Source organism: Clavibacter michiganensis (assembly GCF_021216655.1).
GTDB lineage: Bacteria > Actinomycetota > Actinomycetes > Actinomycetales > Microbacteriaceae > Clavibacter > Clavibacter michiganensis.
In genome coordinates, this window is sequence record NZ_CP080437.1 from 64361 (window position 1) to 90518 (window position 26158).

Below are 26158 nucleotides of genomic sequence, written 5' to 3' on the forward strand. Positions count from 1 at the left end.
GATGACGACTCCTCACCGGCTCGTGCCGGCCCGTCATGACGGCGAGCGGCCGCGCCTACGTTTCCGCGCATGGTCGAGTGGCAGGCATCCGTCGTGGGTCGAGGCGTCCTCCCGGGGGAGGACTCGCGGCACCGGTCCGCGGGCGGCGCGGGGCCGGGCGATCGTCCGCTCGTCGTCGCCCCCGCGGCCTTCGTCCCACGGGCCCGGACGCCCGACGTCGCTGGTCGGGGCGTCGCGTCGTCCGACGCCCGGGGGCCGGGGGTCGGCGGGGTCCTCCGTCTCCCGGCGGACGGCGTCGTCGAGCCCGCGTCGCACCCGCCCCTGCGTCGGGTCCCGTCCGCGCTCGGTCCCCTCGCGCATCTGGCGCAGGATCCCCGGGCGACGGACGTGTTCGTCAACGGCGACGGCGAGGTCTGGGTCGACCGCGGATCCGGCCCCGAGCGCCGACCCGACGTCGACCTCGGTGGTGAGCCGTCCGTGCGGGCGCTGGCCGTGCGGCTGGCCGCGGAGGGTGGGCGGCATCTGGACGAGGCGGCGCCGTGCGTTGACGTGAGGCTGGGTGACGGGATGCGCATCCACGCGGTGCTGCCACCCGTGTCGACGCGCGGCACGCTGCTCTCCATCCGGCTCCCCTCGCGGGCGAGGCCGACGCTCGACGCGCTCGACGCGGCGGGGGCGTTCCCGCCCGGATGCCGCGCTCTGCTCGAGGAGGCGGTGCGACGGCGCACGAACCTCCTGATCACCGGGGCCGGCGGCAGCGGGAAGACGACCCTGCTCGGCGCGCTGCTCGCCCGGGCGGATCCGCGGGAGCGCATCGTGCTCGTCGAGGACGTCGCCGAGCTGCGGGTGCGTCATGCGCACGTCGTGTCGCTCGAGGCCAGGCAGGCGAACATCGAGGGGGCCGGGGAGCTGTCCCTGCCGCGCCTGGTGCGGGAGGCGCTGAGGATGCGGCCGGACCGGCTGGTGGTGGGGGAGTGCCGGGGCAGCGAGATCAGGGACCTGCTCGGAGCGCTCAACACCGGGCACGACGGAGGCGCGGGCACCCTGCACGCCAACGGCGTCGCGGACGTGCCGGCCCGGCTCGAGGCTCTGGGCGCGCTCGCCGGCATGGACGCGGTCACGACCGCGCGCCAGGCGGTGAGCGCGATCGGCCTGGTCGTCCACCTCGCCCGGACGCCGCGGGGGCGTCGGGTGACCGCTGCCGGACGCCTGGCGACGGGCGACGACGGCCGCCTCCGGGTCGTGCCGGTGCGCTGGGATCCCGGCGCGGGTCCGGTGGCGCGGCCCGCCGTGGCGGCGTCGGCGTCGGCATCGGATGCGCGCGGGGGTCGCGCATGATCCGGCGCGCGCACCCCGTCCGCCCGGGGCTGCGTCGGCGGCTGCATCCGCGTCTGCGGGGCTCGCGCGACGAGGCGGTCGTCGAGGAGGCCGAGGAGGTCGCCGCGTTCGTGAGACGCCTCGCGGTGCTGCTCGGCGCGGGGCTGCACCTGGAGCGCGCGTGGTCGCAGCTGGCGCCGCCAGGCGGGCGCGCCCGGCGCGGCGAGCGCGCGGTGCCCGCCCTGGTCCGTCGCGTGGCCGCGGGTGCCGGATCGGCTCCGCTCGCCGACCGCGTCGTGGCGGCGGCCACGGCGGTCGAGGCGGCTGGCGGAGGCACCGCGCGATCGTGGTGCGCGCTCGCCGCGGGGCTCGAGGTCGCGGATCGCACGGGAGCGCCGCTCGCGCGGTCCCTCGACCGGCTCGCCGACTCCCTCGTCGACATCGTCCGGGTGCGCCGCGACGCGGGTACGGCGCTCGCCGGACCGGTGGCGACCAGCCGCACCGTGCTCCTCATGCCGGGCGCCGGCCTGCTCCTGGCGGCAGGGCTCGGGTTCGATCCGCTCCGCGTCCTCGTCACCACAGTGCCCGGGCTCGTGTGCCTCGTGGTGGGCTCCTCGCTCGTGGCGATCGGGTGGCGGTGGAACCGCCGCCTGGTGAGCCGGGCCCTTCCGCGGGAGCCGGCACCTGGCCTCGTCCTCGACCTGGTGGCGATGGCCATGTCCGGTGGGGCGTCCGTGCCTCGTGCGGTCGCGGTCGTCCGACGTGCGTGCGAGCGCGCCGGACTGCGCGCTGGCGACGACCTCGACGCCGTCGGGTCGGTCGTCGACGCGGCCGCCCGCACCGGTGCTCCCGTGGCCGTGCTCCTCGGGAGCGAGGCGGAGCGGATCCGCAGGGACGCCGCCACCTGGGCGGAGCGGGCGGCGGCGCGTCTGGCGGCGCGGCTCATGCTGCCGCTGGGCGTGTGCATCCTCCCGGCGTTCCTGGCGGTAGGCGTGGTGCCGATGCTGCTGGCCGTCGTGTCCTCAACACTCGGCCGCGGATGAGGGCATCCACCATCGCGGATCCCGCCATGGGCGGAGCAGGTCGTTCAGGGCATGGTGGCGTCCCGGCCGATGGTCGGCAGGGACAGGGCGGCGGGCATCGCCCGCCAGAAGGAGAGGGCGAGGACATGGGACGAGTCGAGGAGCGGGCGCACCCGATCGGCGTGCGCGGCGTGGAGGTGGGGCATGGAGCCGGGATGACGGGAGCCGCGGTGGCGCCGGAGGGCCGCGCCGTCTGGCCGCTGGCCGCGGCGCCCGTCGCTCCGTCGCGTCCACCGGGGCGGGTCATGAGCTGTGCGGGGGCCTGCGGTGGGGAGGTGGTCACGGCGGCTCCGAGGCTCGCGCCGTCGCGTTCCGCCCGAGTCGCTCGTGCGGCGCGGCGTGCGCTCCTCTGCGGCGCAGCGGGCGATGGGGGCGCGGCCACCGCCGAGTACGCCATCGCGACCATGGCGGCGGTGGCGTTCGCCGGCCTGCTCGTGGTCATCCTTCAGAGCGACGAGGTCCGCGGCATGCTCCTCGACCTCGTGCGGCGCGCCCTGACCTACGACCGGTGATCCGGTCCACCTCGGCGGGGGGCTGTCCGCACGGCGATCCGCGCGCCTGGCCGGTCCCGGATCGCGGGGCGGCGGCCGCGGAGCTGGCGGTCGTGCTGCCCGCGGTCGTGCTGGTCCTCGGGCTGTGCCTGGGCGCGGTGCAGACGGTCGGCCAGCAGGTCGTGCTGACATCCGCGGCGGAGGAAGCGGCACGGAGCGTCGGGCGCGGGGAGGACGCGGGCACGGCTGCGGCGCGCGTCGAGGGCGCTGCAGGGGGAGCGTCGATGGCGGTGGATCGGTCGGGTCACGCCGTCTGCGTCCGGCTCACGGCGCCCAGCCGCTTCTCGCCCGCTGGTGCTGCGGGGCTCCGCGTGTCGGCGCGGGGCTGTGCATGGCAGGAGGATCCGGGTGCCCCGTGACGGCGACATCGGCTCGGGCACCGTGGTCGCGGTCGGCGTGCTCGGCGCGGTCACCGCGCTCGCGCTGGCCACGGTCGCCGTCTCGTCCGTGCTGGTGGAGAGGGCGGCCGCGGCGGGCGCCGCGGACTCCGGGGCGCTCGCCGCGGCGGACGTCGCCGCGGGGTTCGCGGTCGGCTCGCCCTGCTCGGCGGCCGAGGAGGTCGTGGTCGCCGCCGGGGCGACGCTCACGGGCTGCGAGATCACGGGCACGACGGCGGTCGTGGTGGCAGAGCGTCGCGACGGCCCGACGGGCCTCCGGGTCACGGCGCGCGCGCGAGCCGGTCAACCGCCGTCCCGGGCGTCGGGATGACCAGCGTCAGCCCGGTCGTCCGGGGCGTCCTCGCCCTCCCGCCGGAGCCAGGGCGCGCTGGTCGAGAGCGGCTCGCGGGCGGCCCGCGAGAGCGGTCGGGCCTCCATCGGGCGTCCGCGTCCACGTCCGCGTGGGGCGCTCCGGCCCGGCCGCTGCGCCGCCTGGACGCGTCTGATCCGGGAGGCACCGCGATTAGGTGCCCGGTCGGTGCGCGTGTGTATGGTGTGCCTTGTCGGGGACCCCGCCGCACGTCGCCCCGGATCGGATCCGATCCGAGCGGGCACGCATCCCGGACACCGGGCCGGCCACCGGCCCCCATGAACGCATATATAAGGAGTCACGTGCCCGGCACGAAGAAGTTGGTCATCGTCGAGTCGCCGGCCAAGGCCAAGACGATCGCCCAGTACCTGGGCAGCGGCTACGAGGTGCAGGCCTCCGTCGGCCACATCCGCGACCTCATCGAGCCCAAGAACCTGCCGCCCGAGCTGAAGAAGGGCACGCTCGGCAAGTTCTCCGTCGACGTGGAGAACGGCTTCGAGCCGTACTACGTCGTCAGCGACCAGAAGAAGAAGACGGTCGCCGACCTCAAGCGGGCGCTCAAGGACGCCGACGAGCTCTTCCTCGCGACGGATGAGGACCGCGAGGGCGAGGCCATCGCTTGGCACCTGCTCCAGGTGCTGAAGCCGAAGGTCCCGGTCAAGCGCATGGTGTTCCACGAAATCACCAAGGAGGCCATCGAGCGGGCCCGTGACAGCACGCGCGACATCGACACGGCCCTCGTGGACGCGCAGGAGACGCGGCGCATCCTCGACCGCCTCTATGGCTACGAAGTGTCGCCCGTGCTCTGGCGCAAGGTGGGTCCCGGCCTGTCCGCGGGCCGCGTGCAGTCCGCCGCCACCCGGCTGGTCGTGGACCGCGAGCGCGAGCGGCTGGCCTTCGTCACCGCCTCGTACTGGGATCTGACGGCATCGCTCTCGCCGGTCGACCAGCAGCTGCCGTTCGACGCCCGCCTCGTCCGCATCGACGGTGCACGCATCGCCACCGGCCGCGACTTCGACGACAAGGGCGCCCTCAAGAACGACTCGCGTCCGCTCGACGCGAGCAGCGCGGAAGCGCTCGCCGAGGCGCTCCGCGACCCGTCCGTGCCGCTGAAGGTGCAGAGCGTCGAATCGAAGCCCTACACGCGTCGCCCCGCCGCGCCCTTCACCACGTCGACGCTGCAGCAGGAGGCGGCGCGCAAGCTCCGCTTCTCCGCGCGGCAGACCATGAGCGTCGCGCAGTCGCTCTACGAGAACGGCTACATCACCTACATGCGCACCGACTCGCCCTCGCTCTCGCAGCAGGCGATCAACGCGGCGCGCAAGCAGGCAGCGGAGCTCTACGGGCCCGAGACCGTGCCGGACAAGCCGCGCCTCTACGCGGGCAAGAGCAAGAACGCGCAGGAGGCCCACGAGGCCGTCCGCCCCGCCGGGGAGACCTTCCGCACGCCGCAGCAGCTCGCATCCACGCTGCGGGGCAACGACCACAAGCTCTACGACCTCATCTGGAAGCGCACCATCGCGTCGCAGATGGCCGACGCGAAGGGATCCACCGCGTCGGTCGTCATCGCCGCGGGCCCCACGTCCGCCGGCGAGGTGGCCGAGTTCGCCGCCTCAGGCACGGTCATCACGTTCCGCGGGTTCCTGGCCGCGTACGAGGAGAGCCGCGACGAGGAGCGCCACGGCGCGGCCGAGCCGCGCGAGGCCAAGCTGCCCGACCTCAAGAAGGGCCAGGACCTGCGCCTCGTCGACGTCGACGCGAAGGGCCACGAGACCAGCCCGCCGCCGCGCTACACGGAGGCGAGCCTCGTCAAGACGCTCGAGGAGCTGGGGATCGGTCGTCCGTCGACCTATGCCGCCATCATCTCGACGATCGTCGACCGCGGCTACGTCACGCCGCGCGGCACGGCGCTCGTCCCGAACTGGATCGCCTTCTCCGTGGTGCGGCTGCTCGAGGAGTTCTTCACCGAGCTCGTGCAGTACGACTTCACCGCGGGCATGGAGGACGACCTCGACCGCATCGCGGAGGGCTCGGCCGAGCGCGTCGACTGGCTGAAGGGCTTCTACTACGGCAACGACGCGCACAAGGGGCTCCGCCCCACCATCGACAACCTCGGCGAGATCGACGCCAAGGAGATCAACTCGCTGCGCATCGCGGACGACATCACGCTGCGCATCGGCAAGTACGGGCCCTACCTGGAAGTGCACGAGGAGGGTGCCGCCGCGGACGCGACGCCCCGCCGCGTCAACCTGCCCGAGGACCTCGCGCCGGACGAGCTGACGGCGGCCAAGGCCCGCGAGCTCATCGACGCGCCTGTCGTCACCGACCGGGTCATCGGCATCAACCCCGAGAACGGCAAGCAGGTCGTCGCGAAGGACGGTCGCTACGGGCCGTACGTCACCGAGCTCGATCCCGAGCCCGAGGAGGCGCCCGCCGCCCCGGGTGGCGGCGTCGACCCGGCGACCGGCGAGGTGCTCGAGAGCGCGTCGGCGGCGAGCACGGCTGCACCGGCGAAGAAGGCGCCCGCCAAGAAGCCGGCGGCGAAGAAGGCGCCGGCCGTCAAGCCGCGCACCGCCTCCATCTTCAAGTCGATGGACCTCGCCACGGTCGACCTCGAGACGGCGCTGCGCCTGCTCGACCTCCCCCGCGTCGTCGGCGAGGACCCGGAGACGGCCACGCCCATCACCGCGCAGAACGGCAAGTACGGCCCGTACCTGAAGAAGGGCACGGACTCGCGCTCGCTCACGAGCGAGGAGCAGATCTTCGAGATCGACCTTCCCGGCGCGCTCGAGGTGTTCGCGCAGCCCAAGTACGGCGCCCGGCGCCCGTCGAGCGCGCTGAAGGAGTTCGACGCGGATCCCGTGAGCGGCAAGGGCATCAAGGTGAAGGACGGGCGCTTCGGCCCGTACGTCACGGACGGCGAGACCAACGCGACGATCCCGAAGAGCGAGTCCGTCGAGGACATCGACTTCGACCGTGCTGTCGAGCTGCTCGCCGACAAGCGCGCCAAGGGGCCGGCGAAGCCGAAGACCAAGGCCAAGGCGCCGGCCAAGGCGAAGGCCAAGGCACCCGCGAAGGCGAAGACGACGGCAGCGAAGTCGACCGCGGCGAAGACCGGCACCGCCAAGACGACCACCACCAAGACGACCACCGCGAAGACGACCGCCGCGCGGTCGGCCGCCGCCACGAAGGCGGCGGCGACGAGGGCCGCCAACAAGGCGGCCGCTGCCGCGGCGACGGCGTCCGACGCGACGTGACCGGCGTCTTCATCACCCTGGAGGGCGGCGACGGCGTGGGGAAGTCCACGCAGTCGGCGCTCCTCCGGGGGTGGCTGGAGGACGAGGGCCACGAGGTCGTCGTCACCCGCGAGCCGGGGGGCAGCGAGCTCGGGGTGGAGATCCGCGAGATCGTGCTGCACCGTCGCGGCCACATCGCGCCGCGCGCCGAGGCGCTCCTGTACGCGGCCGACCGCGCGCACCATGTCGAGACGGTCGTCCGGCCGGCCCTCGAGCGGGGCGCCGTCGTCCTGCAGGACCGCTACCTCGACTCGTCCGTCGCGTACCAGGGGGCGGGTCGTGTGCTGGATGCCGGCGAGATCCGCGAGCTCTCGCTCTGGGCGGCGCAGGGGCTCCTGCCGGACCTGACCGTGCTGCTCGACCTCGACCAGGCCGCCGCCCGGGTCCGCCTCGATGCCGCGCGCACGCGCTTCGACCGCCTCGAGTCCGAGCGCGCCGACTTCCACGAGCGCGTGCGCCAGGCGTTCCTCGGGCTCGCGGGCGCGGAGCCGGAGCGCTTCCTGGTCGTCGACGCCGCGCGCCCGCGCGAGGAGATCGCCGCGGCAATCCGGACCAGGGCGCAGGCGCTGATCGCGGCGGGAGCCTCGGCGTGAGCGACGCGACGACGGACCGGGTGGTTGCCGCGCCGGCGGACGGGTCATCCCCGAGCCCCGACGGGCGGGCGATCTGGGACGAGCTCGCCGGCCAGTCCGAGGCGGTCGCGCTCCTCGCCGCGGCGAGCAGCCCGCGGGCCACGGCACGTGACGCCGCCGGCACCGCGCTCGCGCACTCGTGGCTCATCACGGGTCCCCCCGGATCCGGGCGCTCCAACCTCGCCTACGCCTTCGCGACCGCGCTGCTCAGCGACGGCACGCCGGAGGGCGACGCGGCGACCGCGCGCCAGGTCGCCGCCCGCAGCCACCCCGACCTCGGCGTGCTCGCGACCGAGCGGGTCATCATCGCCATCGACGAGGTGCGCGCGCTCGTCACGTCGTCGCAGTACTCGCCGTCGGTCGGCCGCTACCGCGTCATGGTCGTCGAGGACGCCGACCGGATGACCGAGCGCACGTCGAACCTCCTGCTGAAGGCGCTCGAGGAGCCGCCGGAGCGCACCATCTGGATCCTGTGCGCGCCCAGCGAGGCCGACCTGATCCCGACCATCCGCTCCCGTGTGCGCAGCGTCCGGCTGCGCATCCCGTCCGTCGAGGACGTGGCCGCGCTGATCCAGCGACGCGACGGGGTCGACGCGGCCACGGCCACGCGCGCGGCCCGCGAGGCGCAGAGCCACATCGGCATGGCGCACCGGCTCGCCACCGACGCCGAGGCGCGCGAGCGCCGCAGCCGCACCCTGGAGCTCGCGCTCGGCATCCGCTCGGTCGGCGACGCCGTGCGCGCGGCCGCCGCGATGCTCGAGCTCGCCGGCCAGGACGCCAAGGCCTTCACGGTGCAGCGCGACGCGGACGAGCGCGAGCGCGCGCTCCGGTCGCTCGGCGTGCAGGAGGGCGGGTCCATCCCGCCGCAGCTGCGATCGCAGATCCGGCAGCTCGAGGAGGACCAGAAGCGGCGGGCCACGCGGAGCCTCCGTGACGGCATCGACCGGATCCTCGTCGACCTCATGTCCCTGCACCGCGACGTGCTCCTGCATCAGCTGGGGGCGGACCTACCCCAGGTCAATGCGGCGATCGCCCCGCGGATCGCGGAGGCCGCGGAGGCCGGATCCGCGGCGGCGTCGCTCGCGGTCCTCGACGCGGTCGGCGTCGCGCGCCGCCGGATCGACGGCAACGTGTCGCCGGCGCTCGCCCTGGAGGCGATGCTCGTCTCCATCACCCGCACGCGCGCGGCGGGTCGCGCATGACGCGCCGGAGGGTGCGCGCCACCGCCGTCCGCCGCCCTGGAGCGCTGGGCGCGGTCCTCCTCGCCGCGGCCGTCGCCCTGAGCGGCTGCGGCCTCATCCCCGTGCCCGAGCCGCGCAGCTCGACCTCGAGCCCCACGACGGAGGAGGTCGCGCCCGACCTGGCCCGCTACTACGAGCAGGCCCTCACGTGGTCCCCGTGCGAGGACGGCGCCCAGTGCGCGACCGCGACGGCTCCGCTCGACTGGTCGGCCCCGGATCCGGCCACCGACATCCAGCTCGCCCTCGTGCGGCACACCGCCCGCGGTGCCGACGGCCCGCGCGGCTCGCTATTCGTCAACCCGGGTGGCCCGGGTGCGTCCGGCGTCGACTTCGTGAAGGCCAGCGTCGACTACGCGGTCTCGCGCGATCTGCAGGACGCGTACGACATCGTCGGCTGGGACCCCCGCGGCGTCGGGGCGTCCACCGCCGTCGACTGCGTCGACGACACCCAGCTCGACTCCTTCCTCTACGGCGAGACCGAGGCGCCGCCCGGCACCCCCGCGCACGACGAGGAGCTGGTGCAGGCGTCGAAGTCGTTCGCGGAGTCCTGCGCCGCCCGGTCCGGCCCGCTGCTGCAGTTCATCGACACCCAGAGCACCGTGCACGACCTGGACATGCTCCGGGCCCTGGTGGGCGACCGGCAGCTGAACTACCTCGGCTACTCGTACGGCACGAGCATCGGCGCGCAGTACGCGCAGGACTTCCCCGGGCACGTCGGCCGGATGGTGCTCGACGGCGCGACGGACCCCTCCGCGAGCTCGTTCGACGTGGTGCTCGCGCAGACGACGGGATTCCGCACCTCGTTCGAGTCGTACATGCCCGCGTGCCTGGCGGGGCAGGGGTGCCCGTTCCGCGGATCCGTCGACGAGGGCGAGCAGATGGTCGCGACCCTGCTCGACCGGCTCGAGCAGAGCCCGCTGCGCGCTCGCGACGGGCGGGAGCTCGACAGGCAGGTCATGCGCAGCGCCATCGACTCCGCGCTCTACAGCGAGCAGCAGTGGCCGGCGCTCACGACCGCGTTCACCGAGGCGCTCCGCGGCGAGTCCACCACCGCCTTCGCGCTCGCCGACTCCTACTTCGGCCGGAAGCCGGACGGCACCTACTCCGGCAACTTCTACGAGGCCTTCCTCGCGATCCAGTGCATCGACTACCCGGTGGAGCGGGATCCCGCGGTGCTCGCGACGGAGGCGGCGGAGCTCCGCGCCGCCGCCGGCGAGCTGGCGGATGACGACACCTCCCGCGACGGGGAGCCCGACCCGCTGTGCGGCAACTGGCCCTATCCCGCCCGGGACACCCCGGCGCCCGTGTCGGCGGAGGGCGCGGCGCCCATCGTCGTCGTCGGCACCACGGGCGATCCCGCGACGCCGTACACGTGGGCAGAGGCGCTCGCGGGCCAGCTCTCGTCCGGCGTGCTCCTCACCTACGAGGGGGAGGGGCACATCGCCTACGACGAACGGGATCCGTGCATCGTGTCCGCGGTGGACGGCTACCTGCTCGGCGGGGATCCGCCCGCTGTAGGCACGACCTGCGGCTGACGCTGCGCCGGCGGACCTCGGACGGGGCTGGGCGAGGCCCGCGCTGCCGGTGTGCGGGAGCGGCTTCCGGGATCCGGTATGCTCTCTACTCGTGCCTGGTACTCGCTGAGTCCGGGCCGGGCCGCCTTAGCTCAGTCGGTAGAGCATCTCACTCGTAATGAGAAGGTCGTCAGTTCGATTCTGACAGGCGGCTCCACCATCCCTCCCGCTCGTCGCGCTCTCTCCCGAGGGCAGCGGAGCCGGGTCGCTCGTCCCCCACAGGGCGCTCTCCTCGCGTGCGTCCCCGGAGCCCCGGCGGCCGGACGGCTCCTCGGGTGCGCCGTCTAACATGGCCCCATGCGATCCCCTGCCGACGGCCCCGACCGCGCGCGCGCCGACCGCACCGACCGGGACGCGCCCACGTCCCGAGCCCGCACGCGCGACCGCCGTCGCACCCGCTCCCTGACGGCCGCGGTCGCGGTGGTCGCCCTGCTCGCCGCCGGCGCCGTGGGCGCAGGCGCTCTGACCGGTCGCGCGGGCAGCGCCTCCGCGAGCGTCGCCACCACCGCCGAGCCGACGCCCACGCCGAGCCCCACCCCCACCCAGGCGCCGCCGCGTCCCGCGCCCGCCGACCAGGCCGCGCGCGACCTCCGCATGTGCTCCATCTCGTCCCTCGCGCAGGATCCGCGCCTCGCCACGTTCGAGGGCCAGGTCCGCGACGCCGCGACCGGCCGCGTGCTGTTCGACCGGAACGGCAGCACCCCCGAGCGCACGGCGAGCGTCATGAAGGTCATCACCTCCGCCGCGGCCCTCGCGGCGCTCGGCCCCGACCGGCGCATCGCCACCACGGTGGTCCGCGGGTCCGAGCCCGGCACCGTCGTGCTCGTGGGCGGCGGGGACCCGACGCTGTCGCGTCTCACCTCCGGCAGCTCCGTCTACCCGGGGGCGCCGCGCCTCAGCGACCTCGCGCAGCAGGTGCGCGCGGCGTGGGCCGCGGATCCCGCGACGGCAGGCACGCCCATCACCCGCATCGTGCTCGACACCTCGCTCTTCTCCGGCGACCCATGGATCCCGTCGTGGGCCGCCTCCGAGCGGAAGGCGGGGTACTCCAGCTTCATGACGCCGCTGCAGCTCGACGCCGACCGCGCGGATCCCGTCGCCGTGGTCTCCGCCCGCAGCGAGGATCCGCTGGCGCGCGTCGGCAGCACGTTCCGCTCCATGCTGGGCGGATCCGCCGACGTCACGCAGGGCACGGCACCGGCCGGCGCCGCCGTGCTCGGCGAGGTCGAGTCGCAGCCGGTCTCCTCGCTCATCCAGACCGCGCTCATCAACTCCGACAACGTGCTCGCGGAGTCGCTCGCGCGGCTCGTGAGCATCCAGGTCGGCGCGGGCAACACGCAGCAGTCGCTGGCGACGGGGATCCCGAAGGCGCTTCAGGCGTACGGGCTCGACACCTCCACGCTCACGATCGTCGACGGCCAGGGCCTCAGCCCCGAGAACCGCGTCCCGCCGTCGCTTCTCGCGCAGCTGATGATCCAGGTGGACCAGCGCCAGCAGGCCCTCGGCTACCTGCACGACGGGCTCCCTGTCGCGGGCCGTACCGGCACCCTGGCGGGCCGCTTCACCGGCGACAGCGCCGTGGCCCGGGGACACATCGTGGCCAAGACCGGCTGGATCGACACCGGATACACGCTCGCCGGCATCGTCGACGCGGCCGACGGCACGAAGCTGACCTTCGCCTTCTACGCCATCGGGAACGTGACGGGCGACGCGAAGATCGCCTTGGACGCGCTGGCCGCGGGCACGTACCGCTGCGGGGCGGACCTGGGGGACGAGTGACGCGCGGCCCGGTCCCGGGCGGCGGATCCACGGCACCGGGCCCGGCCCGGGGAAGGAGCGGCGCATGAGCCGTGCTCTGTTCATCATCGACGTGCAGAACGACTTCACGGAGGGCGGCGCGCTCGGCGTCGACGGCGGCGGCGACGTCGCACGGGGTATCACCCGGCTCCTCGCCGCGGAGCCGTACCGGTACGACCACGTCCTCGCGTCGCGCGACTGGCACGAGGCGACGGGCGACAACGGCGGGCACTTCGCCGCGGCCGGCGTCGTCCCCGACTTCTCGACCACGTGGCCCTCGCACTGCGTGCAGGGCACCCACGGCGCCGAGTACCACCCCGACCTCGACGTCACCGCCGTCGACTTCCACCTCCGCAAGGGCCAGGGCGCGCCCGCCTACTCGATCTTCGAGGGCACGACGGAGGACGGCGTGCCGCTGGCGGACCTGCTGGCGCTGCACGACATCACGGACATCGACGTCGTCGGCCTCGCGACCGACTACTGCGTGCTCGCCTCGGCGCTCGACGCGGTGCACCAGGGCAAGCGGGTGCGGATCCTCGCCGACCTCGTCGCGGGCGTGGCGCCGGCCACCAGCGCGGCCGCCCTCGACCGCCTCCGCGACGCCGGGGCCGAGATCGTCGCGGGCACGGCCGACTAGACGGCCGGCGGCACCACGGGCCGCGGCACCACGGGCACGAGCATCAGCACCACACCGCACGGAAGAAGCGAGGACAGCATGACCGCATCCACCGAGACCGACCTCCTGTCGGGCACGCCCACCACCCTGCTCATCGGGGGCGAGCGGGTCGAGGCCGAGGGCGGCGCGACGTTCGAGGTCCGGGATCCCGCGACCGACGCCGTCCTCGCGCGGGTGGCCGACGCGAGCCCCGCGGACGGCGCGCGTGCCCTCGACGCGGCGGTGGACGCGCAGGCGGCGTGGGCGGCGACCGTGCCGCGCGCCCGGGGCGAGATCCTCCGCCGCGCGTTCGACCTCCTCCAGGAGCGCAAGGACGAGTTCGCGCTCCTCATGACGCTCGAGATGGGCAAGCCGCTGGCCGAGTCTCTCGGCGAGGTGACCTACGGCGGCGAGTTCCTCCGTTGGTTCTCCGAGGAGGCCGTGCGCATCACGGGCCGCTACGGCACCAACCCCGAGGGCACCGGCCGCATGATCGTGTCGCAGCACCCGGTCGGACCGGTGCTCCTCATCACGCCCTGGAACTTCCCGCTCGCGATGGCGACCCGCAAGATCGCGCCGGCGCTCGCGGCGGGCTGCACCGTCGTGATCAAGCCGGCCGACCTCACGCCGCTCACCACGCTCCGATTCGCCGAGCTGCTGGCGGAGGCGGGGCTGCCCGCGGGCGTCCTCAACGTGATCCCCACCACCCGGGCCGCCGACGTCACCGGCCCGCTCATCTCCGACCCGCGGCTGCGTAAGCTGAGCTTCACCGGATCCACGCCCGTCGGACGCCAGCTCGGCGCGCAGGCGGCGCAGAACGTGCTGCGCGTCTCGCTCGAGCTAGGCGGCAACGCGCCGTTCGTGGTCTTCGCCGACGCCGACATCGACAAGGCCGTGGAGGGCGCCATGGCGGCGAAGTTCCGCAACGTCGGGCAGGCGTGCACGGCGGCGAACCGCTTCATCGTCGAGGCGTCGATCGCGGACGCGTTCGCCGACCGGCTGCAGGAGCGCATCGACGCCATGCGGATCGGCCGCGGCACCGAGGAGGGCGTCACGGTCGGCCCGCTCATCGACGGCCGCGCGGTCGACAAGGCCGACCGCCTGGTGCGCGACGCCGTCGAGCGCGGCGCTACCGTGCGCGCGGGCGGCGAGCCGCGGGACGGCGCCGGCCACTTCTACCCGCCGACCCTCATCACGGGCGTCGCCGAGGGCAGCGACATCCTGCGCGAGGAGATCTTCGGGCCGGTGGTCGCGATCGTGCCCTTCGACGACGAGGACGACGCGGTGCGCCTCGCCAACGACACCGAGTTCGGCCTCGTGTCCTACGTCTTCACGCGCGACCTCGCGCGCGGCCAGCGTATGATCGAGCGGCTCGAGACGGGCATGACGGGCCTCAACATGGGCGTCATCTCCAATGCGGCCGCGCCGTTCGGCGGCGTGAAGCAGTCGGGGCTCGGCCGCGAGGGCGGGCTCGAGGGGATCCACGAGTACCTGAACACGAAGTACACGCTCACGCCCCACCCCTTCGCGTCGTAGTGGCGCACGTCGTCCCGATCGAGGACCTCGCGGATCCGCGGCTCGCCGACTACAGCCACCGCACCGACGTCGCGCTCCGCAAGGCCGCGGGCGCGGGCCACGGGATCTACCTGGCGGAATCCGCGCTGGTGCTCGAGCGGGCGCTCCGGGCCGGGCACGCGCCGCGGTCCGTGCTCGCGCTCGGCGGCACGGTCGACGAGGCGCTCGCGCTGGTGGGCGACCGGGACGTGCCGGTCTTCACCGGGCCGGGCGAGCTGCTCGCGGAGCTCACCGGCTACGTGCTGCACCGCGGCGTCGTCGCGTCGCTGGACCGGCCCGCGTTGCCCACGGTCGCGTCGCTGCTCGCGGACGCGCGGCGGGTGGTCGTGCTCGAGGACGTCGTGGACCCCACGAACGTCGGCGCGATCTTCCGCTCGGTCGGGGCCATCGGGGCAGATGCGGTGCTCGTCACGCCGCGCTGCACGGATCCGTTCTACCGCCGCGCCATCCGCGTCAGCATGGGCACCGTGCTGCAGGTTCCGTGGACGCGCACGGGGGAGTGGCCGGAGACGCGGGCCGCCCTCGCCGACGCCGGCTTCCACGTCGCGGCGCTCGCGCTGACGCCTGACGCCGTCTCGATCCGGGACTTCCGTGCCGAGGAGCACGCGCGGCTCGCCATCGTGCTCGGGTCGGAGGGGCCCGGGCTCTCGGCGGAGGCGATCAGCTCGGCGGACACCGTCGTGCGGATCCCCATGGCCCACGGCATCGACTCGCTCAACGTCGCGGCCGCCAGCGCGGTCGCGCTCTACGCGCTGACCTGACGCCGCCAGCGGCCACACGACACTGCCGCTATCCTCATGATGTCGCACCGACCTGAGGAGACCGACATGACCTACCGCTGGCGCCGACCCACCCCGCTCGCCGTCGTGCACCTCGTGCTGGCGCTGGCCGGCGTCGTGGTGACGTGGACCTACAACATCACCGCCATCACGTCCGGGCGCGACTACCTGGGCGACTGGTTCGGCAGCGGCCCGTCGGTGTCCTCGCTCACGGCCGACGTGCTCATCGCCGCCATCGCGGCCGTCGTGTTCATCCTCGTGGAGGGGCGCCGCCTCGGCATCCGGTTCGCGTGGATCTTCGTGGTGCTCATCCCGCTCGTCGCGCTCGCGTTCGCCCTCCCGCTGTTCCTCGGCGTGCGGGAGATGCGGGTGCGCACGGAGGGTTCGCCCGGCTGATCGCCGCGGGCAGCGCGGGCCGCTCCCTCCTCGAGCACGCAGCGCGATGTGCCGCCCCGTGACCGATTCCGCGCGGCTCGCGCGGACCGGCGGGCCACCGCCTAGCCTGGCCTCACCGATGAGATGGGGTCCCATGAGCACGCGTCCCGCACGCCGGCGCCCCACGCGCCTCGCCGTCGTCTACCTGGTGCTCGCGGCAGCCGGCCTCGTGCTCACGTGGTCGGCGAACATCCGCGTGGTCACGGAGGGCCGCGACTTCCTCGCCGACCTGTCCGCCGGCGGTCCGTCGGTCTCGTCGCTCTCGTGGGACCTGCTGATCGCGGCGGTCGCGAGCGTCGTCTTCATCGTCGTCGAGGGGCGACGGCTCCGGATGCGCCGGGTCTGGATCTACGTGCTGCTCGCCCCGCTCGTGGCGTTCGCGGTCGCCCTGCCGGTCTTCCTCGCGGCGCGCGAGATGCACCTGAGCGCGCCGGAGCGGGCGGAGCCGACGCCGCCGGTCTGAGCGCCGCCACGCGCGCGGAGCGGCACCGCGCATCCGCCGCGCCGTCGCCCGCCGTCGCCCGCCGCGCCCGCCGTGGGCGTCCGCTAGACGAGCAGCTGGTGCTTCGCGAGGTCGCGGTAGAGCGGCGTCGAGACGACGAGCTCCGCGTGCGTGCCGGTGCCGACGACTCGGCCCTTCTCGACGACGACGATGAGGTCGCTGTCGACGACGGTCGACAGGCGGTGCGCGATCACGATGAGGGTGCGGTGCTCGGCGACCGCGTCGATCGCCTTGCGGAGCAGCTGCTCGTTGAGGCCGTCCAGGCTGGAGGTCGACTCGTCGAGCAGCAGGATCGGCGGGGCGGAGAGCAGCGTGCGCGCGATCGCGAGGCGCTGCCGCTCGCCGCCGGAGAGCATGATGCCGTCCTCGCCCACGGGCGCGTCGAGGCCGAGCTCGTTGCGCGCGAGCACCTCGGTGAGGTTCACGGCGTGCAGCACCTGGATGCAGTCCTCGTCGGTCGCGTCGAAGGCGGTCAGGGTGAGGTTCTCGCGGAGCGTGCCGGCGAGCACGGGGGCGTCCTGCTCGACGTAGCCGATCTGGCGGCGGAGGTCCTCGCGGTCGAGCGTGCGGATGTCGCGGCCGCCGACGCGCACGACCCCGGAGGTGGGGTCGTAGAAGCGCTCGATGAGGGCGAGGATCGTGCTCTTGCCGGCGCCGGACGGGCCGACCAGCGCGATCCGCGTGCCCCGCTCGGCGCGGAAGCTGATGCCCTGGAGGACGCCGCCGCCCGTGCGGTCGGCGCCGGGTGCGGCGTCCGCGGCGTCCGCCGGGGAGGAGGCGTCCGTGGGATCCGCGGCCCCGTCAGCTTCCGCCGCCACCGGGTACGCGAACCGCACGTCCACGAGCTCGACGGCGGGCGCGTCCGTGCGGTCGTCCGCCGCGGGCAGGCCGTCGCGGAGGCGTCCGGCGAGGTCGGCGTCGCCGTCGGTCTCGACGGGCAGCTTCACGATCTCCTGGATCCGGCCGAGCGCGCCGAGCGCCTGGTTGACCGCGGTCACGGCGCCGAAGGCCTGGCCGAGCGGCATGATCATGAGGAAGAGGAACAGGATGAAGGCCACGAGGTCGCCGACCGTGATGGCCCCGGCCGCGACGCGGTAGCCGCCCACACCCACCACCACGAGGAACGACGCCTGCAGCGCGATGCCGGCGATCGGCACGACCACGGCCGACGCCTTGGCGACCTTGATGCCCATCTCCCACGCGCCCTCGGCGTCGGTCTCGATGGCGCGGATCTCGCGGTCGGTGGCGTTGCTGGCGCGGACCGTGCGGATCGCGCCGATGGCCCGCTCGACGCTCGCGGCCAGGTCGCCGACCTTGCGCTGCGCGCGCTGGCTGGCGACGCGGATCCGCCCGGACAGCCCCACGACCGCGACGACCGAGACGGCGACCACGAGCACGGTGAGGCTGAGGAGCACGGGATCGATGATGAGCATCGCGATGATGGCGCCGAGGAACGTGACCGCGCCGCCGATCGCCTCGACGAGGCCCTGCGTGAGCACTGCGCGCAGGAGCGTGGTGTCGCTTCCGACGCGCGAGACGAGGTCGCCCGTGCGGCGCGTGTCGAACTCGGAGATGGGGAGGCGGAGGATCCGGCGCACGAGCGTGCGGCGCGACGAGAGCACGACGCCCTCGCCCATCCGCTGCAGCAGGTAGTGCTGGTAGCCGGAGAGCACGCCGGACACGACGACCAGGCCGACGAGCGCCCAGACGAGGACGCCCAGCTGGCCGCCCTCCTGCACGACGCCGACGACCCGCTGCACGAGGAGCGGCTGGCCGAGGCTCGCGGCCGCACCGAGCACGCTGAGCACCACTACGAACGCCATGAGCCCGCGCTGCTCGAGGATGTACGGCAGCAGCTCCGAGAAGCGGGCGCGGGGGCCGTCGTCGGCGGAGTCGCGGCGGGCGAACGGGTTGCGGGAGCGGGCGCGCGGTGCGGCGGCGGTCTCGGGACGGGCGGTGCTCATGCGTGTTCTCCCGGGTGGTGGGTGCGATCGTCATGCGGCGCGCGGCCAGCCGAGTGGACGGCCGGCGAGTGATCGGGCGTCCGACGAGCGGAGCATCGCGAGTGTCGCATCGCCGTGGCGACTCTACGCGTCAGCCGCCGCGCATCCGCCCGGAGAGATTCAGCTCATGGAGAAAACCCCCGGCCATCCCTAGGCTGTGGACTCGTGCCCACCCCCGTCATCACCGCCGACCGCCTCGTGAAGAAGTACGGCGACCACGTCGCCGTCGACGGCCTCTCCTTCGAGGTCGCGCCCGGCGAGTCCTTCGGGCTCCTCGGCCCGAACGGCGCCGGCAAGTCCACGACCATGCGCATGATCGGCGCGGTCTCCTCGCGCACGGGCGGCTCCCTCGACATCCTCGGGCTCGACCCCGACACGCACGGCCCCGAGATCCGCTCGCAGCTGGGCGTCGTGCCGCAGGCCGACAACCTCGACCTCGAGCTCAAGGCGCGCGACAACCTCATCGTCTACGGCCGCTACTTCGGGCTGCCGCGCAAGCAGGTCGCGGCCCGCGCCGACGAGCTGCTCGAGTTCGCGCAGCTGAGCGACCGCGCGAACGCGAAGGTCGACGACCTGTCCGGCGGCATGAAGCGGCGCCTCACGATCGCGCGCGCCCTCATCAGCGACCCGCGGATCCTGCTGCTCGACGAGCCGACCACCGGCCTCGACCCGCAGGCCCGCCACATCCTCTGGGACCGCCTGTTCCGCCTCAAGGAGCAGGGCACGACGCTCGTGCTCACGACGCACTACATGGACGAGGCCGAGCAGCTGTGCGACCGCATCGTCGTGGTCGACGAGGGCCGCATCATGGCGGAGGGCTCGCCCGCGTCCCTGATCCGCGACCACTCGAGCCGTGAGGTGCTCGAGGTGCGCTTCGGGTCCGACCGCAACGAGTCCGCATCCCGCGAGATCGCCGGCTACGGCGACCGTGTGGAGGTGCTGGCCGACCGCGTGCTCGTCTACGCGTCGGACGGCGAGGCCGTGCTCAGCCGGATCCTCGAGCAGGGCCTGAAGCCCATCACCACGCTCGTGCGGCGCTCCAGCCTCGAGGACGTCTTCCTCCGCCTCACCGGACGGAGCCTGGTCGAGTGAGCGCCCTCGACACCCGGCAGGCCGCGGTCGCCGCCGGCGTACGCCCCCGCCGCTTCGGTGCCTGGTACGCGGCCGAGCACCGGCTGCTCGGGATCCGCGCCTACCTCGGCACGGCGCTCGCGACCGGAATCGCGAGCCCCTACGTCTACCTCTACGCGCTCGGCGTGGGTCTCGCGACGGTGGTCGACCGCGGCACGGACGCGAACCAGGCCCTCGGCGTCAGCTTCCTCGTGTTCGTGGCGCCCGCGCTCCTCGCGACGAGCGCCATGACGGTCGCGAGCGAGGAGTTCAGCTTCCCGATCTTCGGCGGGTTCAAGTGGAACCCCGTCTTCCAGGCGATGAACGCGTCGCCGCTCACGCCGGCCCAGATCATCGACGGCCAGGTCATCGGCGTCGCGATCCGCATGGCTCCCACATGCATCGCCTACTTCGCGTTCATGCTCCTGTTCGGCGCGGTGCCGCTCGGCACGGGCTTCCTCGCGATCGGCGCCGCCGTCCTCACGGGCATGGCGATCGGCGTGATGCTCATGGCCTACGTCGCGACCCTCACGCAGGACAGCGGGCAGATCGCGATGGTCATGCGCTTCGTCATCACGCCGCTCTCCCTGTTCTCGGGCACGTTCTTCCCGCTCACGCAGTTCCCCGTCTGGCTGCAGTGGATCGGCTGGATCTCGCCGCTCTGGCACGGCACCGAGCTCGGCCGGGTCGCGACCTACGGCATGCAGGAGCCGCTCTGGCTCACGGTCGTCCACGTCGCCTACCTGCTGCTCTGGCTCGCGGTCGGCTGGACGCTGTCGCGCCGCGTCGCGACGAGGAGGCTGCGCGCATGACCGGATCCACCGCACCCGCCACCGCGCCCGCGCCCGCCGCGCGTCGCAGCCGCGGCGGCCCGCGCTCGCTCTACGCCGGCAACGCCCGCTCGGTGCTCTCCCGCGGCCTGCTCGCCACCCGCAGCACCAACTGGACCGTCGTCCTGTCCGGCTTCTTCGAGCCCGTCTTCTACCTGCTCGCCATGGGGATCGGCCTCGGCTCGCTCGTGGGCGACGTGACCACGAGCACCGGCCAGCCCGTACCGTACGCCGCCTACATCGCGCCCGCGCTCCTCGCGGTCTCCGCGATGAACGGCGCCGTGTACGACTCCACCTGGAACGTCTTCTTCAAGATGAACCACTCGAAGCTGTACCAGGGCATGCTCGCGACCTCGCTCGGGCCGCTCGACGTCGCCTTCGGCGAGATCTCGCTGGCGCTGCTCCGCGGCGTCGTCTACTCATCGGGCTTCCTCATCGTGATGCAGGTGCTCGGCCTCAACCTGTCGTGGTGGGCGATCCTCGCGCTGCCGTCCGTGGTGCTCATCGCGCTGGCGTTCGCGAGCTTCGGCATGGCCGTGACGAGCTACATGAAGACGTTCCAGCAGATGGACTGGATCAACTTCGTCCTGCTGCCGATGTTCCTGTTCTCCGCGACCTTCTACCCGCTGTCGGTGTACCCGGCGTGGGTCCAGACGGTGATCCAGGCGCTGCCGCTCTGGCACGCGGTGGAGCTCGTGCGCGGGTTCACGACGGGCGCGCTCTCGTTCGCGGTCGTCGGCCACGTGCTCTACTTCGCCGTGATGACGGCGATCGGCCTGGTCTTCACGACGCGGCGGCTGCGGGTCCTCTTCCTCGACTGAGGCCGCCCGCGACGAGCGCGAGGCCGGCGGAGCCCATGACGACGGCGGCCGTGGCGACCGCGACCGGGTAGGCGGACGGCTGCGCGGACGGCGGCAGGAGGGCGAGCACCTGCGCCGTCACGACGGTCGCCAGGAGCGACGACGCGGCCAGCACCGTCGACGTGAGCGACGAGACCCGGCCCATGGTCCCGACGGGTGCCTCCGCCTGCAGGATCGGGCCCTGCGAGACGAGGAAGACCGCGAAGACGAGGCCCGCGATCCCCATGAGGATCGCCGCCGGCAGGAACGCGCGCACGGTCGAGTACGCGGCGTAGGTCGCGCCGAGCGCGACGAGGGCGGCCGGGACCGCGCGCTCGGGGCGGATGGCGGTGACGAGCGCGGGCGCAGTCAGGGCGCCGACGAGGCCGCCGACCGCGAACATCGCCGTGACCACGCCGTACTCCGCCGCCGTCAGGCCCATCGTGGTGAGGGCGAGGAGGGCGAGGGTCGCGTTGTTGACGCCGAGGGTCAGGCCGTAGGCGGCGAGGCCGGCCACGAGGACCCGGAGGCGCGGCGACGCCCGCACGATGCGGATCCCGGCGGCGAGCTCGACGCGCAATCGGGCACCCGCTGAGGCGACCGTGCCGTGCGCGTGCGCGTGCGCGTCGCCTTCCGCGGCCCGCGACCCGGCGTCAGCGGCCGTGGCCCCGCGCTCGCGCACCGCGAGCACCAGCGCCGCCGACGCGAGGAACGACACGGCGTCCATCACGAGCGCAGGTTCCGGCCCGAGCAGCGCGTAGACGGCCGGGCCCGTCAGGCCGGAGAGGATCCCGACGCCCGTGCTCGCGAGCAGCGAGCGTCCCGCGGCGGCGGCTCGGCGATCGGCCGGGACGACGACCTGCACGAGCGCGGCGCGCGCCGGGTCGAAGAGCTGCGACACACAGCCGATGACCAGCTGCGTCGCGATCACGGCGGCGATCACCAGGGGCGTCGGACCGGTGACGGCGATCACCATGAGCGGCACGAGCAGCGCGACGCGCGCGAGGTCGGCCGCGACCATCACGCGGCGGGCGGGCCAGCGGTCGACGAGCACGCCCGCGATCGGCGCGAGCACGAGGCGCGGAAGGCTCGTCGCGCCGATGACCGCGCCGATGTAGAGCGGCAGGGCCGGGTCGCCCGGGGCGAGGCCCGTGGCGAGCCACACGGTCACGGTCGCCGCGAGCACGTACTCGCCGAAGGCGGAGAGCGCCTGCGCGAGCCAGATGAGCGTGAACGAGCGGGAGATGAGGAGGGGGCGACGGGGGCCGCGCTCGTGGGGGCCGGGCTCGGGCACAGGCGGCCTCCGATCGGTCGTCTCCTCCCCACGGTAGCGGCAGGCGCCGCGGTGCCCGGGCCGTGCCGGGCGGGCGGATCCGCTCGGTACCCTGGCCGAGAGCGCCACCCGGGCGCGGCCGGCCACGGGCCGGGGGAAGCAGGTGCCCATGGGCCGCGTCATGGTGCTCGGATCGCTCAACGTCGACCAGGTGGTGCGCGTCCCGCGGCACCCGCAGCCGGGGGAGACGCTCATCGGATCCGACCCCGAGCGGCTCTGGGGCGGCAAGGGCGCGAACCAGGCGGTCGCGGCGGCGGACGCCGGCGGCGAGGTCGCGATGGTGGGGGCCGTGGGCGACGACGCCGACGGATCCGCCTACCGCGCGCGCCTCGCCGACCGCGGCATCGACGTGTCCGGCCTCGTCACCGTGGATGACGCCACGACGGGCCTCGCGATCATCGCGGTGGACGACGACGGCGAGAACACGATCATCGTCGCGCCCGGCGCCAACGCCCGCGTCACCGACGCCCACCTGGATCCGCTCGACGCGCTCGCCACGGGCGACGTCCTCCTCGCCTCGCTCGAGCTGCCCCTCGACACCGTGGCCGCGGGCGTCCGCCGCGCGCACGCCGCCGGCGCCCGCGTCGTGCTGAACCTCGCGCCCTTCGCGGCGCTGCCCGCCGACGTGCTCGCGCTCGCGGATCCCGTCGTCGTCAACGAGCACGAGGCCGGGCTCCTCCGAGAGTCGGGCACGCCCGCACCGGCGTCGCTGCTCGTCACGCTGGGCGCCGAGGGCGCCGTGTGGGGCGACGTCGAGGTCCCCGCGTCCCACGTCTCCCGCGTCGTCGACACCACCGGTGCGGGCGACGCGTTCTGCGGGGCGCTGGCCTCGGCGCTCGCCGCGGGCGCCGACCGAGAGGGCGCCCTGGTCGTCGCCGCCGACGCGGCCGCGGTCGTCGTGCAGCGGCAGGGCGCGCAGCCGGCGGACGACTGACCCCCGTGGGTGACGCTGCGCCGGATCCGGATCCGGATCCGGACGAGGCGACCGCTGCCGTCCTCGCATTTGTCCGCTCCCTCGCCACGCCGCCCTGGTCGGCCGATGTGGCGGTCGCGGAGCGGATGCTCGCCGCCCTCGACATGCATCCGACGGGCGAGGTCGACGCGCACGCCCCCGGCTCGGACCTCCGCGCCCTGACCGGCGGGCCTGAAGCCGTCCACCACCTCTCGTTCGGCATCCACGCGGGCGAGGTGGCGAGCGTCGGCTTCCACCTGGCGCGGCACGGCGGCCCGCGGGATCCGCTCGTCCGGCGCGACCACGACGCCCTCGTCGCGGCCCTCGCCGCCGTGTTCGGTCCCTCCTGCCCGGTATTCGACGATCAGCCCAGTCCCGTGCGGTGGCACGTCGGCGAGCTGGAGGTGAGCGTCCAGATCTTCGACCGCGTCGACAGCAGCGTGATGGTGTGGGTGGATCATCGCGAGCGCTCGGCGCGCGCAGAGGCCGCGGCCGGTGACGGGCCGCACATCGGCGCTCCGCAGGCATGTCCGGGTGTCGGCGCGATCCCCGCCTGACCGCTCGCTCGCCGGCCGCCGCATCCCGCGCTTGCCCCCTGCACGGGGTCCATGAGATGCTCGACGCGCTGCGCTACTTATGCGCATAAGTAACTCACCGGCTCGCGACGCGGGCGATTCGTTCAAGGAGGAACACGTGAAGACATCCATGCGTCTCGGCGCGGTCGCGACCGTGCTGGCGGCCACGGTCGCGCTGACCGGCTGCGGCCGATCCGCCGACGAGGGATCCGGTCCGGCGGCCGCGACAACGCTCGGCTCCGAGCCCGCGAAGGGCAAGGTGACCATGTGGGCGATGGGCGCGGAGGGCGAGGCCCTCCCCGCGTTCCTGAAGACCTTCGAGGACGCCAACCCGGACGTCGAGGTCGACGTCACGGCGATCCCGTGGGACGCCGCGCACAACAAGTTCCAGACCGCCATCGCCGGCGGCACCACCCCCGACATCGCGATGATGGGCACCACCTGGATGGCCGACTTCGCCGACGCGCTCACCACCGTGCCGACCGACGTCGACGCGAGCGACTCCTTCCCCGGCTCCCTCGCCACGAACTCCGTCAAGGACCGCGCCGCGGGCATCCCCTGGTACGTCGACACCCGCGTGCTCTACTACCGCACCGACCTCGCGGCGAAGGCCGGCTGGACCAAGGCCCCCACCACCTGGGACGAGCTCAAGCAGATGGCGTCCGACATGCAGTCGAAGGCCGGCTCCGCGCACGGCATCCGCCTCCCCGCCGGCAACGACGCGTTCCAGGGCACGCTCTGGATGCCGTGGTCGAACGGCGCCGAGATCGCCGACGGCGCGAAGTGGACCCTCGACACCCCCGAGATGCGGGAGGCGTACGAGTACTACGGCAGCTTCTTCGCCGACGGCATCGCCGACCCCGACGTCGACGTCTCGTCCGGCGCGCAGGAGGCCTCGTTCGTCGACGGATCCACGCCCATGCTCATCGAGGGCCCCTTCGAGATCGGCCAGCTGAAGGCCGTCGGCGGCGCGGACTTCGCCTCGAAGTTCACCACCGCGGTGCTGCCGGCGAAGGAGACCTCGGCATCGTTCAGCGGCGGCGCGAACCTCGTCGTCTTCGACCAGGCGAAGAACCAGGACGCCGCGTGGAAGCTCGCCCGCTGGCTCGGCCAGCCGGACACGCAGGCTGCCTGGTACGCCGCCACGGGCGACCTGCCCGCGTCGCAGTCCGCCTGGCAGGACCCGGCGCTCCAGTCCGACCCCACCCTCGCCGCGTTCGGCGAGCAGCTGAAGACCGCGAAGTCGGTGCCCGTGAGCACGAACTGGGTGAAGGTCGGATCCGCCGCGGACTCGGCGCTCGAGCAGATCCGCCGCGGCACCTCATCGGTGCCCGACGCGCTCGCCAAGCTGCAGTCGGACGCCGACTCCATCGGCTCGGCGGAGTAGCCGTTGGCCATCACCGCCACGCGTGCGGCCGGGACCCGTCCCGGCCGCACGCGGTCCCCGCTCGTCGCCCGGCAGCGCCGCCGTCAGGCGATCGTCGCCTGGGGCTTCTGCCTCCCGTTCGTCGCCGTCTTCGCGGTCTTCATGCTCGTGCCGCTGGTGAGCTCGTTCGCCATGTCGTTCACGGACTTCCGCGCGACCGACATCCGCTCCCCGTTCGCAGTGGACTTCACGGGCCTCGACCAGTACGCGAAGCTCTTCACCGACGCCACGTTCCTCCGCTCCATCGGCGTCACGGCCTTCTTCGTGGTCGTCGGGATCCCGGTCACGATGGTGATCGCGCTCGCGCTGGCCCTCGCGCTCAACTCGGGCCGGGGTCGCATCGTGTCGTTCTTCCGCGTCGGCTTCTACGCGCCGGTCGTGACGAGCATCGTCGCGGTCTCGGTCGTGTGGCGCTACATCCTGCTGCCGGACGGGCTGCTCAACTCGGCGCTCGCGGTGGTGGGGATCACCGGCCCCAACTGGCTGAGCGACACGACGTGGGCGCTGCCCTCGCTCGTCGTGATGGCGGTGTGGCGCAACGTCGGCACGCTCATGATCATCTTCCTGGCGGGCCTCCAGGCCGTGCCCGAGGAGGTGCAGGAGGCGGCCGTCATGGACGGCGCGAGCCCCTGGCGCCGGCTGATCTCGGTCACGCTGCCGCTCTTGCGCCCGACCCTGCTGCTCGGATCCGTGCTCATCTCGGTCGGGTTCCTGCAGTTCTTCGAGGAGGCGTTCGTGATGACGCGCGGCGGCCCCCTCGACTCCACGCTGTCCGTCGCGTACTACACGTACCGGCAGTTCGGCTTCGGCGAGTACGGCCTCGCCTCCGCGGCGAGCTACGTCCTCTTCCTCGCCATCGCCCTGCTCAGCCTGCTGCAGTTCCGGCTGCTGCGGTCTAAGGACTGAA

25 protein-coding genes and 1 tRNA gene are annotated in these 26158 nt (G+C 73.8%); 23 read left to right on the forward strand and 3 right to left on the reverse strand.

All coding sequences use genetic code 11. The annotated features are described in order from the left end of the window. Positions 1–69: 69 nt before the first annotated feature. Both K0V08_RS00265 and K0V08_RS00270 read left to right on the forward strand, forming a co-directional pair. Positions 70–1338 (forward strand): TadA family conjugal transfer-associated ATPase, encoded by a 1269-nt coding sequence (locus K0V08_RS00265; protein ID WP_043560634.1) that lies wholly within the window; start codon positions 70–72, stop codon positions 1336–1338. Continuing rightward, positions 1335–2360, forward strand: coding sequence for a type II secretion system F family protein (locus tag K0V08_RS00270; RefSeq protein WP_012037609.1), 1026 nt, complete (start codon positions 1335–1337; stop codon positions 2358–2360). The genes K0V08_RS00265 and K0V08_RS00270 overlap by 4 nt, the downstream gene beginning before the upstream one ends. Before the next feature lie 44 nt (positions 2361–2404). Here K0V08_RS00270 and K0V08_RS00275 read toward each other — a convergent pair whose 3' ends face one another. Next, on the reverse strand, positions 2405–2545 hold the full coding sequence (locus tag K0V08_RS00275) for a hypothetical protein (protein WP_153259845.1): 141 nt from the start codon (positions 2543–2545) through the stop codon (positions 2405–2407). A gap of 99 nt (positions 2546–2644) precedes the next feature. Between K0V08_RS00275 and K0V08_RS16145 the strand changes: the two genes are divergently transcribed. The 14 genes from K0V08_RS16145 (at position 2645) to K0V08_RS00345 (ending at position 16144) form a co-directional block, all read left to right on the forward strand. Beyond that, a complete protein-coding gene (locus tag K0V08_RS16145) occupies positions 2645–2911 on the forward strand; it encodes a DUF4244 domain-containing protein (protein WP_079533688.1) in 267 nt (88 codons plus the stop codon). After that, complete coding sequence (locus tag K0V08_RS00285; protein WP_079532160.1) at positions 2908–3309, forward strand: TadE family type IV pilus minor pilin; 402 nt, start codon at positions 2908–2910, stop codon at positions 3307–3309. Before K0V08_RS16145 ends, K0V08_RS00285 begins: the two co-directional genes overlap by 4 nt. Then, on the forward strand, positions 3299–3658 hold the full coding sequence (locus tag K0V08_RS00290; protein WP_012037612.1) for an Rv3654c family TadE-like protein: 360 nt from the start codon (positions 3299–3301) through the stop codon (positions 3656–3658). The genes K0V08_RS00285 and K0V08_RS00290 overlap by 11 nt, the downstream gene beginning before the upstream one ends. Positions 3659–3999: 341 nt before the next feature. Next, the gene (gene topA / locus K0V08_RS00295; RefSeq protein ID WP_079532163.1) at positions 4000–6954 is read left to right on the forward strand and encodes a type I DNA topoisomerase; all 2955 of its coding nucleotides are present in this window, start codon (positions 4000–4002) and stop codon (positions 6952–6954) included. Next, complete coding sequence (gene tmk, locus K0V08_RS00300) at positions 6951–7586, forward strand: dTMP kinase (protein WP_079532165.1); 636 nt, start codon at positions 6951–6953, stop codon at positions 7584–7586. Before topA ends, tmk begins: the two co-directional genes overlap by 4 nt. Next, positions 7583–8827: a DNA polymerase III subunit delta' gene (locus K0V08_RS00305; protein WP_370527938.1), complete on the forward strand. Its 1245-nt coding sequence runs from the start codon at positions 7583–7585 to the stop codon at positions 8825–8827. The genes tmk and K0V08_RS00305 overlap by 4 nt, the downstream gene beginning before the upstream one ends. Further along, positions 8824–10401 carry an alpha/beta hydrolase gene (locus tag K0V08_RS00310; protein WP_079532168.1) on the forward strand — a complete coding sequence of 526 codons (1578 nt, stop codon included), beginning with the start codon at positions 8824–8826 and terminating at the stop codon, positions 10399–10401. Before K0V08_RS00305 ends, K0V08_RS00310 begins: the two co-directional genes overlap by 4 nt. Positions 10402–10521: 120 nt before the next feature. Beyond that, positions 10522–10597: transfer RNA gene (locus K0V08_RS00315), tRNA-Thr, on the forward strand. Positions 10598–10737: 140 nt separating this feature from the next. Continuing rightward, complete coding sequence (dacB, locus tag K0V08_RS00320; protein WP_227325152.1) at positions 10738–12219, forward strand: D-alanyl-D-alanine carboxypeptidase/D-alanyl-D-alanine endopeptidase; 1482 nt, start codon at positions 10738–10740, stop codon at positions 12217–12219. Between the two features lie 64 nt (positions 12220–12283). Then, complete coding sequence (locus K0V08_RS00325; protein ID WP_079532171.1) at positions 12284–12874, forward strand: isochorismatase family protein; 591 nt, start codon at positions 12284–12286, stop codon at positions 12872–12874. A 78-nt stretch (positions 12875–12952) separates the two neighbouring features. Further along, positions 12953–14428 carry an NAD-dependent succinate-semialdehyde dehydrogenase gene (locus K0V08_RS00330; RefSeq protein WP_079532174.1) on the forward strand — a complete coding sequence of 492 codons (1476 nt, stop codon included), beginning with the start codon at positions 12953–12955 and terminating at the stop codon, positions 14426–14428. Further along, complete coding sequence (locus K0V08_RS00335) at positions 14428–15228, forward strand: TrmH family RNA methyltransferase (RefSeq protein WP_012037620.1); 801 nt, start codon at positions 14428–14430, stop codon at positions 15226–15228. The genes K0V08_RS00330 and K0V08_RS00335 overlap by 1 nt, the downstream gene beginning before the upstream one ends. A gap of 66 nt (positions 15229–15294) precedes the next feature. Continuing rightward, complete coding sequence (locus K0V08_RS00340) at positions 15295–15642, forward strand: DUF2834 domain-containing protein (protein ID WP_012037621.1); 348 nt, start codon at positions 15295–15297, stop codon at positions 15640–15642. Between the two features lie 133 nt (positions 15643–15775). After that, complete coding sequence (locus tag K0V08_RS00345) at positions 15776–16144, forward strand: DUF2834 domain-containing protein (RefSeq protein ID WP_079532177.1); 369 nt, start codon at positions 15776–15778, stop codon at positions 16142–16144. An 83-nt stretch (positions 16145–16227) separates the two neighbouring features. Here the strand turns inward: K0V08_RS00345 and K0V08_RS00350 are convergent, their stop codons facing one another. Beyond that, entirely contained in the window at positions 16228–18147 is a 1920-nt protein-coding gene (locus tag K0V08_RS00350; RefSeq protein ID WP_079532179.1) for an ABC transporter ATP-binding protein, read from the reverse strand. 204 nt (positions 18148–18351) lie between these two features. Here K0V08_RS00350 and K0V08_RS00355 point away from each other — a divergent pair, with 204 nt between their 5' ends. The 3 genes from K0V08_RS00355 to K0V08_RS00365 are packed head-to-tail and all read left to right on the forward strand — an operon-like array spanning position 18352 to position 20947. Next, positions 18352–19278, forward strand: coding sequence for an ABC transporter ATP-binding protein (locus tag K0V08_RS00355; RefSeq protein WP_079532182.1), 927 nt, complete (start codon positions 18352–18354; stop codon positions 19276–19278). Next, positions 19275–20108: an ABC transporter permease gene (locus K0V08_RS00360; protein WP_079532184.1), complete on the forward strand. Its 834-nt coding sequence runs from the start codon at positions 19275–19277 to the stop codon at positions 20106–20108. Before K0V08_RS00355 ends, K0V08_RS00360 begins: the two co-directional genes overlap by 4 nt. After that, positions 20105–20947, forward strand: coding sequence for an ABC transporter permease (locus tag K0V08_RS00365; protein WP_012037626.1), 843 nt, complete (start codon positions 20105–20107; stop codon positions 20945–20947). Before K0V08_RS00360 ends, K0V08_RS00365 begins: the two co-directional genes overlap by 4 nt. Here the strand turns inward: K0V08_RS00365 and K0V08_RS00370 are convergent. Further along, positions 20910–22259 (reverse strand): MFS transporter, encoded by a 1350-nt coding sequence (locus tag K0V08_RS00370; RefSeq protein WP_079532187.1) that lies wholly within the window; start codon positions 22257–22259, stop codon positions 20910–20912. The genes K0V08_RS00365 and K0V08_RS00370 overlap by 38 nt on opposite strands. A 148-nt stretch (positions 22260–22407) precedes the next feature. Here K0V08_RS00370 and K0V08_RS00375 point away from each other — a divergent pair, with 148 nt between their 5' ends. The 4 genes from K0V08_RS00375 (at position 22408) to K0V08_RS00390 (ending at position 26157) form a co-directional block, all read left to right on the forward strand. Then, on the forward strand, positions 22408–23232 hold the full coding sequence (locus K0V08_RS00375; RefSeq protein WP_172405418.1) for a ribokinase: 825 nt from the start codon (positions 22408–22410) through the stop codon (positions 23230–23232). A 5-nt stretch (positions 23233–23237) separates the two neighbouring features. After that, complete coding sequence (locus tag K0V08_RS00380; RefSeq protein WP_079532192.1) at positions 23238–23807, forward strand: hypothetical protein; 570 nt, start codon at positions 23238–23240, stop codon at positions 23805–23807. A 136-nt stretch (positions 23808–23943) separates the two neighbouring features. Further along, positions 23944–25212 carry an extracellular solute-binding protein gene (locus K0V08_RS00385; protein ID WP_079532194.1) on the forward strand — a complete coding sequence of 423 codons (1269 nt, stop codon included), beginning with the start codon at positions 23944–23946 and terminating at the stop codon, positions 25210–25212. Positions 25213–25215: 3 nt separating this feature from the next. Continuing rightward, positions 25216–26157, forward strand: coding sequence for a carbohydrate ABC transporter permease (locus K0V08_RS00390; RefSeq protein ID WP_094182708.1), 942 nt, complete (start codon positions 25216–25218; stop codon positions 26155–26157). The last annotated feature ends 1 nt before the right edge of the window (position 26158 follow it).

Bases quoted from the DNA above. Each gene is read 5' to 3' on its own strand.
- K0V08_RS00265 (WP_043560634.1), top strand. From the start codon at position 70: ATGGTCGAGTGGCAGGCATCCGTCGTGGGTCGAGGCGTCCTCCCGGGG.
- K0V08_RS00270 (WP_012037609.1), top strand. From the start codon at position 1,335: ATGATCCGGCGCGCGCACCCCGTCCGCCCGGGGCTGCGTCGGCGGCTG.
- K0V08_RS00275 (WP_153259845.1), bottom strand. From the start codon at position 2,545: ATGCCCCACCTCCACGCCGCGCACGCCGATCGGGTGCGCCCGCTCCTC.
- K0V08_RS16145 (WP_079533688.1), top strand. From the start codon at position 2,645: ATGAGCTGTGCGGGGGCCTGCGGTGGGGAGGTGGTCACGGCGGCTCCG.
- K0V08_RS00310 (WP_079532168.1), top strand. From the start codon at position 8,824: ATGACGCGCCGGAGGGTGCGCGCCACCGCCGTCCGCCGCCCTGGAGCG.
- dacB (WP_227325152.1), top strand. From the start codon at position 10,738: ATGCGATCCCCTGCCGACGGCCCCGACCGCGCGCGCGCCGACCGCACC.
- K0V08_RS00325 (WP_079532171.1), top strand. From the start codon at position 12,284: ATGAGCCGTGCTCTGTTCATCATCGACGTGCAGAACGACTTCACGGAG.
- K0V08_RS00330 (WP_079532174.1), top strand. From the start codon at position 12,953: ATGACCGCATCCACCGAGACCGACCTCCTGTCGGGCACGCCCACCACC.
- K0V08_RS00340 (WP_012037621.1), top strand. From the start codon at position 15,295: ATGACCTACCGCTGGCGCCGACCCACCCCGCTCGCCGTCGTGCACCTC.
- K0V08_RS00345 (WP_079532177.1), top strand. From the start codon at position 15,776: ATGAGCACGCGTCCCGCACGCCGGCGCCCCACGCGCCTCGCCGTCGTC.
- K0V08_RS00350 (WP_079532179.1), bottom strand. From the start codon at position 18,147: ATGAGCACCGCCCGTCCCGAGACCGCCGCCGCACCGCGCGCCCGCTCC.
- K0V08_RS00365 (WP_012037626.1), top strand. From the start codon at position 20,105: ATGACCGGATCCACCGCACCCGCCACCGCGCCCGCGCCCGCCGCGCGT.
- K0V08_RS00375 (WP_172405418.1), top strand. From the start codon at position 22,408: ATGGGCCGCGTCATGGTGCTCGGATCGCTCAACGTCGACCAGGTGGTG.